The sequence below is a fragment of the Chryseobacterium sp. WLY505 genome, from assembly GCF_030846215.1.
Taxonomy (GTDB): Bacteria; Bacteroidota; Bacteroidia; order Flavobacteriales; family Weeksellaceae; genus Chryseobacterium.
Genome location: NZ_JAVCWI010000001.1, coordinates 274,966 through 288,518, shown reverse-complemented (window position 1 = coordinate 288,518; position 13,553 = coordinate 274,966). Strand labels below are relative to the sequence as shown.

At 37.1% G+C, this 13,553-nt stretch carries 9 protein-coding genes; 7 read left to right on the top strand and 2 right to left on the bottom strand.

The annotated features are described in order from the left end of the window. Nucleotides 1–43: 43 nt before the first annotated feature. From RAH34_RS01235 to RAH34_RS01215, 5 genes are all read left to right on the top strand, one after another. On the top strand, nt 44–1,102 hold the full coding sequence (locus RAH34_RS01235) for a glucosaminidase domain-containing protein (RefSeq protein WP_306594890.1): 1,059 nt from the start codon (nt 44–46) through the stop codon (nt 1,100–1,102). 74 nt (nt 1,103–1,176) lie between these two features. After that, nucleotides 1,177–2,466, top strand: a complete 1,290-nt coding sequence (gene hemL, locus RAH34_RS01230) for a glutamate-1-semialdehyde 2,1-aminomutase (protein WP_306594889.1) — start codon at nt 1,177–1,179, stop codon at nt 2,464–2,466. A gap of 461 nt (nt 2,467–2,927) precedes the next feature. Continuing rightward, nucleotides 2,928–4,256: an amidohydrolase gene (locus RAH34_RS01225; protein WP_306594888.1), complete on the top strand. Its 1,329-nt coding sequence runs from the start codon at nt 2,928–2,930 to the stop codon at nt 4,254–4,256. A gap of 238 nt (nt 4,257–4,494) precedes the next feature. Then, nucleotides 4,495–5,340 carry a helix-turn-helix transcriptional regulator gene (locus RAH34_RS01220; RefSeq protein WP_306594887.1) on the top strand — a complete coding sequence of 282 codons (846 nt, stop codon included), beginning with the start codon at nt 4,495–4,497 and terminating at the stop codon, nt 5,338–5,340. Between the two features lie 79 nt (nt 5,341–5,419). Further along, nucleotides 5,420–6,658: an amidohydrolase gene (locus tag RAH34_RS01215; RefSeq protein WP_306594886.1), complete on the top strand. Its 1,239-nt coding sequence runs from the start codon at nt 5,420–5,422 to the stop codon at nt 6,656–6,658. Nucleotides 6,659–7,106: 448 nt separating this feature from the next. On the opposite strand, the gene RAH34_RS01210 is transcribed toward RAH34_RS01215, so the two are convergent. Further along, the gene (locus tag RAH34_RS01210) at nt 7,107–8,516 is read right to left on the bottom strand and encodes a hypothetical protein (RefSeq protein ID WP_306594885.1); all 1,410 of its coding nucleotides are present in this window, start codon (nt 8,514–8,516) and stop codon (nt 7,107–7,109) included. A gap of 44 nt (nt 8,517–8,560) precedes the next feature. Then, nucleotides 8,561–11,350, bottom strand: a complete 2,790-nt coding sequence (locus RAH34_RS01205) for a TonB-dependent receptor (protein WP_114819024.1) — start codon at nt 11,348–11,350, stop codon at nt 8,561–8,563. A gap of 325 nt (nt 11,351–11,675) precedes the next feature. On the opposite strand from RAH34_RS01205, the gene RAH34_RS01200 reads away from it, so the two are divergent. Together RAH34_RS01200 and RAH34_RS01195 are read left to right on the top strand one after the other, a co-directional pair. Next, nucleotides 11,676–12,350: a response regulator gene (locus RAH34_RS01200; protein WP_076596113.1), complete on the top strand. Its 675-nt coding sequence runs from the start codon at nt 11,676–11,678 to the stop codon at nt 12,348–12,350. Between the two features lie 48 nt (nt 12,351–12,398). Further along, nucleotides 12,399–13,430 (top strand): cell wall metabolism sensor histidine kinase WalK, encoded by a 1,032-nt coding sequence (locus tag RAH34_RS01195; protein WP_079242785.1) that lies wholly within the window; start codon nt 12,399–12,401, stop codon nt 13,428–13,430. Nucleotides 13,431–13,553 lie beyond the last annotated feature (123 nt).

The window sequence follows — 13,553 nt, the reverse complement described above, 5'->3', positions numbered from 1 at the left end:
CTTAGTGTTCCATCTTTCATTTTAAAACAATAAAAAATATAAGATGAAAAGACTTTTTCTATCCATAAGCCTTTTAGTTTTATCAAAATTTTCAGCCCAGACTTGGGCAACCGAAGATCAGTATATTCAGAAGTTTGCTAAATATGCCGTAGAAGAAATGGAAAAATATAAAATTCCTGCTTCTATTACCCTTGCCCAGGGCCTGTTGGAAACCGGAGGCGGGCAGAGCAGACTGGCACTGGAAGGTAAAAACCACTTCGGTATAAAATGTAAAGAAGACTGGACCGGTAGAACAATGAAACATACCGATGATGCACCCAACGAATGTTTCCGGGTGTACGACGATCCAAGACAGTCTTATGAAGACCATTCTATATTTTTATCCACAAGAAAATATTACGCCAACCTTTTCAAATTGGATATGAAAGATTACAGAGCGTGGGCAACCGGTTTGAAAAAAGCAGGGTATGCTACCAATCCACGTTATGCTTCTATTCTGATCACTAAAATTGAAAAGTATAAGCTATACGAATACGACAATACCAATTCTAATGAAGTATTGTATGCTGTTCTCAAAATGTATCCGGATCTGAAAGACGACAGAACTTTCATGGCACAACTGGAACCATCAAAAGCAACCAGAAAAGTGAAAGAGCCGGTAACAGTAGAAGTTCCTTACAAACAGACTTCTTATGCACAACAGCAGAAAAGAGTAGAAAGAATCAAAACGAAAGCTGAAATTCTTAATTCTATTCTGATCAAAAGTCACCCGAATGACGGACTGAAATATATTATCATTCCTGAAGACACGGATGTGAAATTCATTGCCAACAAATTCAAAGTTAGCGAAAGCAGACTGATGAAGTGGAATGAACTGGAAACGGAGACTTTAAAGAAAAATGACATTGTTTTCCTTGAATCCAAAAATTCTACAGGAAATACAGCAATTTATAAAGCTGAATCCGGAGAAGATATGCATGATATCGCACAAAAATTCGGAATCAAGTTAAATAAATTATATGCTAAAAACAGAATGGATGAAGGGCAACAACCTTCAGCAGGACAGCTGATTTATTTAATAGACAAAAAACCACGAAACTAATTTAATTTTTTGTTGAGAGTCTACCGTTGACAGATAAATGCCAACCAGCAACTGTCAACAGCAACTAAGTATATATGAAATATCAGAGAAGTTCGGCTTTATTTGATGAAGCCTACAAATACATTCCGGGAGGAGTAAACTCTCCGGTAAGAGCATTCAAATCCGTAGGAGGAGTGCCCGTTTTTATGAAATCGGCAAAAGGGGCTTACCTTACCGATGCAGATGACAATACTTATATCGATTATATCAACTCGTGGGGGCCTGCCATTTTAGGACATACGCATCCTGAAGTATTGGAAGAACTGAAGATACAGGCTGAGAAAGGATTCTCTTTCGGAGCACCTACAGAACTGGAAACAGAAATTGCAAAATTCATCATTGAAAATGTCCCGAATATTGACCAGATCAGAATGGTTTCTTCAGGAACAGAAGCATGTATGAGCGCCATCAGACTGGCAAGAGGATACACAGGAAGAGATAAGATTGTAAAATTTGAAGGCTGCTATCATGGGCATTCAGATTCATTTCTGATCAAGGCGGGAAGTGGTGCTGCAACATTCGGAAACCCAAATTCTCCTGGAGTAACAGCGGGTACAGCTAAAGATACTTTGTTAGCACGTTACAATGATTTCGAACAGGTTGAGGATTTATTCCGTCACAATCAGGGAGAGATTGCTGCAGTAATTATAGAACCGGTTGCAGGGAATATGGGTTGCGTATTGCCAGAAAATGATTTCTTACAAAAACTGAGAAAAATCTGTGATGAAAATGGAGCTTTATTAATCTTTGATGAAGTAATGACCGGTTTCAGATTAGCTTTCGGAGGTGCTCAGGAACTTTTCAATGTAAAAGCAGACCTGGTAACTTATGGAAAAGTAATCGGAGGAGGTCTTCCGGTAGGAGCTTTCGCTGGTAGAAATGAAATTATGGATCACCTTGCACCGAAAGGCGGTGTTTACCAGGCAGGAACTTTAAGTGGAAATCCTTTAGCCATGAGAGCAGGATTAAAGACCCTTCAGCTTATTAAAAATGATTCTGAATTTTTCAACAGATTGGAGAAAACAACAGAAACATTGGATTTTGAAATCGGCAAAATTCTGAACGAAAAAGGAATTGCTCACAGAATCAACAGAAAAGGTTCAATGATGTCTGTATTCTTCCATATCAAGAGTGTTTCCAACTTTGATGAAGCACAGGAAGCAAACCATCCATTGTTCAATAATTTCTTCCATCAAATGTTACAGAATGGAGTATACCTTCCGCCAAGCGGCTACGAAACATATTTCATCAGTGATGCCATCAAGGATAGAGAAATTGATATGACACTGGAAGCAGTAAGAAAATTTGAATATTCAAATAAATAAAAATACATGAAGCCGGATTTTTTAAATCCGGTTTTTTTATGCAAAAGAAATTTGATTTAAAGAGTTTGAATTGAAAAAAGATTAACACAATCTTTCTCATTACGTAGGAGTCTCAGCAAAGTAGAACAGTATAATCTGGATTCCTACTGGAATGACAAACTATGTGTATTATTTTTATACTAGCCGGAATTACTAGTCTTACTTTTATATAAAAAGTAAAGGCTGTCCCCTTTGCACTCCGTAGGAGTCTCAGCAACGTAAAAACAGCATAATTGGGATTCCTGCGGAATGACAAGCGTTGTGGATATTTTCTTTCTTGTAGTATAGAAAAGATAATTTAAGGAAATGATAAAGTATTCTCCCAAATAATTACCACAAAGCATAAATCATACAGATTTTGTAATAAACCATACACCTCGTTCAGAGCACTTCTTTTTAATTTTGTCTTAAATAGATTGGAAATGAAGACCTCAGACAATATCTCCCGTAAAGACTTTATCCGAAACTCAGCGTTGGCTGTAGCGGGACTCACTTTAATACCGAATATCATGACCGCATCGCCTTTCGATGAGAAAAATCTTTCAGTAAAAGGAAAAATGAGCCTGAAAAATGTTCGTCTGGAAACTGGTTTTGATTACCAGGATGGAGAAGTGTCTTCTACCAAAACAGGTCTTTTTTATGTAGAAGTTGAAAACGGAAAAATCACAAAGATTTCACCCAACCAACCGAATGCTAAAGCGGTAGATGCAAAAGGTCTATTGATGCTTCCCGCATTTAAAGATATGCATATTCACCTTGATAAAACGTTCTATGGAGATCAGTGGCAGGCGGTGAGAAAAAGAACCGGAGGGGTAAAAGGAATGATAGAACTGGAACAGAAAATGCTTCCTGAGATGCTGAAGAATTCAACTTTCAAAGCAGAAAAACTGATTGAGTTATTACAGTCTAAGGGAACTTCCTATGCAAGAAGTCACGTAAATATTGAACCTACTTCCAAACTTCAGTCATTAAAAAATCTGCAAAAAGCGTTAGAAAATAAGAAGAAAGGTTTTGGAGCCGAGCTGGTGGCATTTCCACAGCATGGTGTTTTCTATACGGATTCCGTACCTTATCTGAAAGAAGCGGCGAAGATGGATATTGATTTTATCGGTGGAGTAGATCCTTTCAACATCGATGGAGATATCGAAAAAGTGGTAGATTTTACGGTTCAGCTTGCTTTAGACAATAAAAAAGGAATAGATATTCACTTACACGAAACCGGAGACTCGGGATTGAAAACGGTAGAATATCTGATTAAAAAAGTGAATGAAAACCCTGCTTTGAAAGGGAAAACCTATTTGAGCCACTGTTTTGTTCTTGGAAAATTAGAAGCGGCGAGGCAGGAAGAAATTGCTGAAAAATTAGGTGAAGCACAGATCGGAATTGTCTCTACAATCCCTTTCGGAAGGCTGATTATGCCTATTCCAACGCTTTATAAACATAACGTAACTGTCCTTACCGGGAATGACAGCATTGTAGACCACTGGAATACTTTCGGGACAGGAAGTGTACTTCAGAAAGCCAATTTAATGGCACAATTGTATGGATATTCAACAGAGTTTTTATTATCAAGAAGCTTAAAACTGGCCACTGGAAATATTCTTCCGTTGGATGATAAAGGAACTCAGCAATGGCCAAAGTCAGGTGATAAAGCAGATTTTGTATTGATCAACGCAAGTTGCTCCGCAGAAGCAGTATCAAGAATTTCAGAGGTGGAATCTTTAGTTCACAATGGTAACGTTGTTTTTTAATTTAAAATAAAAAAGGATTAAATAAATTAATATATAATCTAGTTGTGTTTTTTCGACCACAAAGGGCATGAAAGCTTTACGGGAAAGCCTGCGAATCTGTTAAGATTTTCAGAGACCATCACTGAATGAAGATAGAGACTGAAGATAGAGTGATGCAGATAAAGCTTTTGTTCCTTTTGTGGTTGTTTTAGTTTTTTCTCTCATAAATTTTAGTAATTTTAGGAGAAAATCAGGCAGAGTGGCTTACCATACAGATCATTTTCCTATTTTGGGAATTCAGGAATTTAGTGAAAATCAGCTGAAAGGCTGTAATCTGCTGTTCAATGAACTTTCCGGTGCGCGCTCCATTGATGATCCGCACAAACATGACTTTTTTATCATCAATCTTTTTGAGCAGGGAGTAGGCTCACACACCATAGATTTTACAGAATATGAGGTGAAAGATTACCAGATTCATCTTGTTTTTCCGGACCAGGTACATCAATGGGTGATTGAAAAAGAAACCATCGGATATCAGCTGATGATCAGCAGAGATTGGTTTGAAAGTTTTCTGCCCTCGTTAAGATTTTCTGCCTCCTATTACCAGAACCATCCGGTGATCAATCTTTCCAAAGAAGTTTTTGAGACTTTTCTGTATGAATTTCAGGCCATTCAGAAAGAACTGAACGGAGAAAAAGTCTTTTGGGAACTGATTCAGAAAAGAAGTGAACTCATCGGTTTATTGGTGAGTAAATCTGTGGAAGGTGCTTATAAAGATTTTGAAGTCTATAATTCAAATCCTATTATTTCAAAATTTCTGCATCTCATTGATGAGTATTTCAAAACAGAAAGATCCGTTTCTTTCTATGCCGATAAACTAAATATTTCTGCCAACTACCTGAATATTGTCTGCAAGAAAAACCTCAATGCTTCGGCTTCATCCCTTATTCAGGACCGTATTTTACTGGAAGCCAAAAGACTTTTAAAAGTTTCCGAAATGTCTGTAAAAGATATTGTGTATGACCTCGGGTTTTATGATCATGCCAGCTTTTCCAAATTCTTTAAAGCCCAAACAGGAATGACACCGTCCCAGTTTAAAGAATAATCTGTACAAAACAAGACATAATTGATACACCGGTTTTACCCTCAAGCCGGCTTAATTTTGTATTGTTAAATTTTAAATCATGAAATTTCCCTATCAATTAACTGCAAAAGGAAACTATTCCCTTAAAAATGTCCGCCTGGAAACAGGTTTTGAATACGAAAATGAAGAGGTTACCGGAACAAAAACAGACCTGTTCAGTATCGAAATTGAAGACGGAAAAATAAAAAGTGTAAAAGCCAATGATCCTGCTTCCCAAGCGATAGATGCTAAAGGATATCTGATGCTTCCTGCTTTCAGGGATATGCACATCCATCTGGATAAAACATTGTATGGTCTTCCATGGCAGGCACTTTCTCCAAAAAGAAGAACGGTGAAAGATATGATCGCTTATGAACAGGAAATCATCCCTGAATTGCTCAAAACTTCAGTAAGCAGAGCAGAACAGCTGATCAGTCTGCAGCAGCATTATGGGACTCATTTTGCAAGAACTCATTTCAACATAGATCCTACATCAGGATTGAAATCTCTGGAACATCTTGAGCAGGCACTTGAAAACAAAAAAGATTCTTTCAAAGCTGAACTGGTAGCCTTTCCCCAACATGGAGTGTATTACACAAAATCTGCTCCTTTGATGAAAGAAGCTGCCCAACTGAAAAGTGTAGACTTTATTGGTGGATTGGATCCACTGAGCATTGATGGAAATATTGAGAAAGTAATGGATTTTACGGTTCAACTGGCTTTAGATCACAATAAAGGAATTGATATTCATCTGCATGAAGCAGGAGAGTCGGGAATGAAAACGATCAATTATCTGATTGATAAAGCCATGGAAAATCCGGCACTTCAGGGAAAAACGTTTGTAAGCCATGCATTTGCTTTAGCTCACCTTTCTCCTAAAGAAACAGAGCAGATTGCAGAAAGACTGGCTGCCGGAAACGTAGGAATTGCTTCTTCTGTACCTTTTAAAGGAAAGATAATGCCTATTCCAACCCTGAAAAAATACGGAGTAAATGTATTGATCGGAAATGATAATGTGCAGGATTACTGGAGTACTTTCGGATCCGGAAATATGCTGCAGAAAGCGAATCTGATTGCAGAGCTGTATGGTTATGCTACGGAATATGCCTTATCAAGAGCTTTGCAGTTTGCTACTCAAAGCACTCTTCCTCTGGATGAAAAAGGAAAGCAGCAATGGCCTAAAGCCGGTGATGAAGCCGCTATTGTTCTGACAGACGCGTCATGTTCTGCCGAAGCTGTTTCCAGAATGTCAGAAATTAAAGCCCTGATGAATGACGGGAATTTATTCTGGAGAAATTAATCTGAAGTATATATATTTTTTATACACTTGTTTTTTGTAATTGCCATCGGGAATTTCCTGGTGGCTTTTTTTATAAATGATGAATGATGAATGATGAATGATGAATGATGAATGATGAGGTTTTGGGGTGTGGGATTCGTGATTCGAGTTTTGAGATTATGATTATAAATTTCGAGATTATTTATATTCAATAGGAACGGGCTTTAGCCCGTTTGAATGAAAAAAATATACCTCAGGCTTTAGCCCAAACTTATGAAAGAATATCTGTATTCAAACCCCAAAATAACTGTTCATATTCCCTTTTTACATTTTACAATGTGAACATCTATTCATATTCAAAATTCCTACTATTTGTAATATCCCGTAATAACGATAAAAAAAGCCCTCAGAAAATATTTCCGAAGGCCTTTTATTTGAAATTAAATCTAGGTACTTATATGATGATATGTTATAAGTTGAAGTTAGTCCATCCTGCATACCATGTATCCGTAGCATCTTTTACAGCACCTCTGTAAGTAACCTGTGTAAACCAGGTTGCTAATTTAGGGTTGGTAAATGCTCCACCTGTTAATAATGGAGATCCAGCATTAGGCGTAAAGTTTGGTGTAGTTCCTGCAGGAGCCCATGCACCGGCAAGTTTTACGTCAGCTGTAGAAGCAAGGATTGTATTTCCTTTAGCATTAAACCACGTTGTAAGATCGTTTAATGTATAGGTTGTCGGAGTAGAGGTAGATGGTCCGAATTTTAAAGGAGTTGTATTTCCTGCTAAAACGTTGTTTTCAAAGAATAATTTGTTTCCTACGATATTGTTATCTGTTGGAGATCCTTTAGTAGCATCAATGAATAAACCAACCGGGAATCCTGTGAATACAGAGTTGAATACGGAGATAGAAGAGTTTCTTCTGATCTGTAACGCATTTTGGAATAAAGCATTGATTGATCCCGGAGCTGCAGAGTTGATTGGCCCGATAATCGTCATATTTGAGAACGTAGCTGAAGTCTGAGGCGTTAAAGTAGAACCGTTAGCATCATTATCAGATTCAAATGCGTTAGAACCGGAAACGTCTGCTACCTGAGAATCTCTTACAGCAATACCAAACTGTACATTTCCTGAGAAACCGTTATCAGTATCGAAATCGTCATCAAGACCTTTGTAAGAAATAAGGTGAGAACAGTTTACTGTTCCTCCGAACCATTCAAAACTGTCATCATTAGCATACGCAACTTCTACATAATCTACTGTAGTTCCGTTTCCTACACCACCGAATGTAAGGCCGTTGATCTCTTTATCTGGTAAGAATGCATATCCTGCATATTCTATTCTTACATATTTTAATACACCACTGTTGTCAGCAGCGTTAGTTCCTCCATAAAGTCCAAGACCTTCAGAGTTGTTGATCCCTCCTTCAATTTCTCCCACTCCGTTTGCTCCTCCGAAAGATGCATTAGTAGGAGCATTTCCTAAGATTACTACACCTGCCCAGTCTCCTCTTTTAGGACTTGCTTTTTCTGAAGTGAAGATAATAGGATTAGCAGCAGTTCCTTCTGCCATGATTTTGCTTCCTCTTGTAATGATTAAAGCTCCGTTTTTATCAGCCTCACCTACAATCTTTGTACCTGGCTCGATCGTTAAAGTAGCTCCGTTAGTTACATATACCAGTCCTCTCAGCTTATAAATTTTATTTGCTTTAAGCGTAGTATTGGAAGTGATTTTTCCTGAAAGAATAAGGTTTTCAGTTTCTCCGTTTCCGTTACCTCCATTTTGAATAATGGTAGGTCCATCTTCTTCTATATTTCTACATGCGGTAGTTGATACTAGAGCGCCAAGCATTAAAGAATATAAAACGAACTTTTTCATGTTATAAAGAATTAAATTATTTATTAGATTATTTGTTGAGTGAATTAAAAATTGTATCCCAGTGTTAAACTGATATTGGTTCCTGTAAGTCTTTCAATAGCAAGAGCATCTTTGCTGTCATACTTGCCATTGTCGTTCAGGTCATGGTAGAATTTCGCACGACGGTTCAGGATATCTGAAACATTCAGCTTGATCTCTCCCTTGTTGCTCCATAGTTTTTTAGCAAGCTGGAAGTCAAGAAGAGGTCTAGGTGCTTCCCAGATTGGTGGAACCTGATCGTTTCCTACGTAAAGGATTCTTCTTCCGATCATGTTGAATAATAATGTTGAAGACCATCCTGATTTTTCAGTATCATACTGAAGACTTAGGTTGACAGTATATGGAGATTGTCCCTGCATTGGTCTGTCAATATTAGTAGCTTCGTCCGTTACTCTGTTTTTGATTAATGCTACGTTTCCACCAAGGGTAAAGTTTTTAAGAGCACTTACAAAATCCAGTTTTTTTCTGGCTTCAACTTCCAATCCATAAGCATCAGCTTTATCTACGTTAAGGTAGTTGAAAGTGTTACTCGTTCCTACCCCTGATTGGTTGAAGTATAATTCGATAGGCTTTTTGAAGTTTTTATAGAAACCTGCCACGGATATAATTTCCCCGTTTCTTGGGTAGAATTCCCAACGAAGGTCGGCACTCGTGATTTTAGTTCTTTCGATAGATTTGTTACCAATTACCGTTGCTCCAAGGTCAAAGTCATAGTATGCCAGAGGAGAAACTTCTCTGAATTCCGGTCTTACCACAGTTTGTGAACCTGCAAGACGGATATTCATTTTAGGATTTACTTTGAATGTTAAGTTAACAGCAGGTAAGAAATCTGTAACACGTGTATTGACAAAACGGTCATCGCTTTTCTTCGTGCTTCCTACCAATTGGTCAAAGTTCTCCACTCTTAATCCCCAAACTGCTCTTAACCATGGTGTGAAGTTGTTATCAAACTGTAAATATCCTGCGTTAAGGATGGTGTTGGCAATATATCTGTACTGGTTTCCAGCAATTTCATCAAATGTAAATCCTCCGTTAGTTCCGAAATTACCAGGATTGAAAATAGTTTCAAAAGGCTGGGAAAGTAATCCCTGATTGAAGTTCTCAAGTCTTACAGAGAATGGTCTTGAGTTGTATATTCTGTCTTTTACCTGGAATAAATACCCTCCTTTGATCGTTTGCTTTTGTCCGAACATCGTAAACGTCTTGGATACGTCACCTCCTGCATTATATAAATAGTCACTTAATGTAGAGTAGAATACACTTCCTGATTTCTGAGAAAGACCATTAGAAATCAATGCTAAATAAGGACTTCCCGGCATGGTAGTATATTGATTGTACTGTAAACGCTGTAGCAAAGGAATATACTGATCAAGGATTCCGAAACTTCCGTACCAGTTTACGGTCAATCCGCCAAGAACATCAATTTTATGATTACCGGAAAGGGTAGAGTTATAGAAAGTAGTTTCTTTAAATCCAATTTCCCTTGCCATGATATTGGTACCGTTAATCGGATCAAATTCAAAGTCCTTTCCTGTTCTGAAGGACATGTGGTTTACCGTATTGTTGGTAATGATATTCTTCAGGGAAATTTTATTATTGTTGTTCAGCTTTAAAGAAAGGTTCAACATCCCTCCTAAAATGATATCATTGCTGTATTTTTCTGTAAAATAATCGAAGTTGGTGTCAGCAAGCTGGTTGTTGATCGTAAAGAAACGGTTGGTAGACTCAGTTCTTCTTTTGTTGTTACTATAGTTTAAAACAGCAATTACTCCTAAATCTTTTCCAAATAATTTCGTATTGAAACCTCCGTCTAACTGTAAACTTAAGTTTTCAGGATAACCGATACTGTTGTATCCAAGATTCTTTGTATATCCTTTACCAATCTCTGTTTTCTGTGCTTCAGTCAGAATACTGAAAGCATTTTTTGCAGGCATATTGGTAGGAAGTTTTCTGTAACCGTCATCAATTCCTAAAAAGTCCCACTTTCCTCCTTTCTGCATGTGGAATTCCTGTCCCATAGTAGCGGTGTTTCCACCTACACCTACCTGTACATTGAAGAAGTTTTTATTAGGAATATCTTTCGTATTTACCTGAATCAGTGCACCTCCCCATTCACCTGTATATTCAGGAATGAACGTTTTGTTGATGACAAGGGTTTCGATAACGTTAGCAGGGAAAAGGTCAAAAGAGAAAGTCTTTCTGTCAGGTTCTGTACTGGATAACTGAATACCGTTCAGCATCGCCTGGTTATAACGGTCTGATAAACCTCTTACGACAATATATTTTCCGTCAAATAAACTCACCCCGGAAACTCTTTTCAGAACTTCACCCGTGTTTCTGTCCGGACTTCTTTTAATCGCTTCAACACCAATAACCTGAGAAACTACCCCTGCGTTCTTTTGTAAACCGATGGTAGAGGCTATGGTTTCTTTTCTTGCGTTTGATTTTATGACAACTCCCTCAATTTCTTTTTCTTTGGTAGAGGGTTTATCCAGAACGATATCAAGATGAGTGTTACCTTCATTCTTTATAATAACCTCACTGATTTCTTTTCTGTTATACCCGTTGGAACTTACCGTTACAATGTAATTGGCACCGGGAGAAAGGTTGATAGAGTAGTATCCGGAAATGTCAGTCGTTACTTCCTGACCATTTACTTTTACTTTTACCCCTTCTATAGGAGTATTGTCTTTCTCGTCCAATACCCTACCTTCCAAAATCTGACTTTGTGCAAAAGCATAGCCAGCAGAAAACAAGGCAAGTAGCATGATGCTCTTGTGGAGTTGTTTTTTCATTATTACTTCTTTTACTTCTTTTTCAAGGGCAAAATAAAGGCTAAGTTTTTAAGAAAACTTTAGGAGAATCTTAATTAATTATGAAGTTTGTATTAACGAAAGAATAGATTTTATACTTATCGATGTTTAATTTATATAATTATAATTTTTGTTTTAATGTTAATTATTATTCCTTATATTTGATTTGTGTATATTTATTTATTGGTTTTTTTATTGATTTTATAATTTATAGCTACGGTGTTATTTTTTAATAATTAGTTAACATTTGGCAGATAGATGAAATCAATTGAAATAATTAATTTTGTGGGAATTCTTAAACTAGAAGATGAGCAAAAAAATTCTTTTAATAGACGATGAACTGGACATTTTAGAGATTCTGTCTTACAATTTGGAAAAGGAAGGGTATGATATCTATACCGCTACCAATGGTAACGAAGGTATAGAAAAAGCGAAGGAAATTGTTCCGGATCTTATCTTATTAGATGTCATGATGCCTGAAAAAGATGGGATAGAAACCTGTCAGGAACTTCGTAAAGTGAAAGAACTGCAAAAAACACTTATTGTGTTCCTTTCTGCAAGAAGCGAAGAGTTTTCTCAGTTAGCAGGTTTTCAGGCGGGAGCCAATGATTATGTCGTAAAACTGATCAAACCAAAGATCCTTATCTCTAAAGTAAATGCATTATTGCAGCTAACCTCTCAGGTTTCTGACAATGCTAAACTCATCGAAATCGGAGACCTTGTTATCGACAAAGATAATTTCAGAGTTTCCAAAAGCGGGCAGCAATTTCTTCTTCCTAAAAAAGAATTTGATTTGCTTTACCTTTTGGCTTCCAATACTGAAAAAGTTTTCAAAAGAGAAGAGATCCTGGAAAAAGTTTGGGGTAATGATGTGATCGTAGGAGAAAGAACCATTGATGTTCACATCAGAAGACTTAGAGAAAAACTGGGAATCAATACGATTCAGACATTAAAAGGGATTGGGTATAAACTGATCGTTTAATTATTTAAAAATCTTAACTTTACGTTCAATCATTAAAACGTTGTAAAATTGAAATTTTACAGACTTACTCTCGTTGCCTCCTGTCTGCTGACACTGGTAATGCTCCTTTTAGGTGTCGTATTCGATTCGCTGAAAGATATCTATTATGAGACCCCTTTGTTCAAAACGGGTCTTTTCATCTGTATTGTCCTGATCTTCCTGATCAACTGTGTAGTACTGGAGCTCCTCTTCAATTACTACAGCAGAAAACAGGTTAAAGGTCTTTCCGGATTTCTTCCGCAGGAAATAGTACAGAATCATGACGAAAATATAACCATTAAAGAATTAGGAGAAAGATTTTCAGATCTCAATCAACAGCAGGTATCAGAAATTGATATGATGAAAGAGATGGAAAGTTATCGTAAAGAATACATTGGAAATGTTTCCCATGAGCTTAAAACCCCTTTGTTTTCTATTCAGGGATATGTAGAAACTCTGAGAGATGGCGGAGTAGATAACCTTACCATCCGGGATAAATATCTCGAAAGAATTGATAAATCGGTAGAAAGACTAATCGCTATTGTAACAGATCTTGATATGATTAACAGGCTGGAAGCCGGTGAAATCAATCTTACCGTTTCAAAATTTGATGTCAACCTTCTGATCAAAGAAATTTTTGACCTTCTTGATCTTGAAGCTGAAAAAAGAAATACAACATTACAGATTCAGACCCTTCATCCGCAGATCTTTGTGGAAGCCGATAAACAGAAAATTTCTCAGGTTTTTATTAATCTGATCTCCAATGCCATTCATTATGCCAACAGACAGGAAGCAAAAGTGATTGTAAAAACCAGTATTCTGAAAAATAAGGTGCTGATAGAGGTGATAGATAACGGAATGGGAATAAAATCTGAAATCCTTCCGCGAATCTTTGAAAGATTTTACCGTGTGGAAACCAGCAGAAGCAGAAGAGAAGGCGGTTCCGGACTTGGGCTGGCGATTGTAAAGCACATCCTTGAAGCACACAACGAAAACATTACTGTAGAAAGTGTATACCTTGAAGGGACGAAGTTCAGTTTTATGCTCGAAAAAAGTAAATAATTCCGGCAAAATGTAAGAAAAAAAAATATTTTAAAAAATCCTGAAATATTTTTTTGTCACATGTCATTTATTATATATTTGCAACAGAGATTTATCATAATTATAAAGGCAAAAAAGTAATTT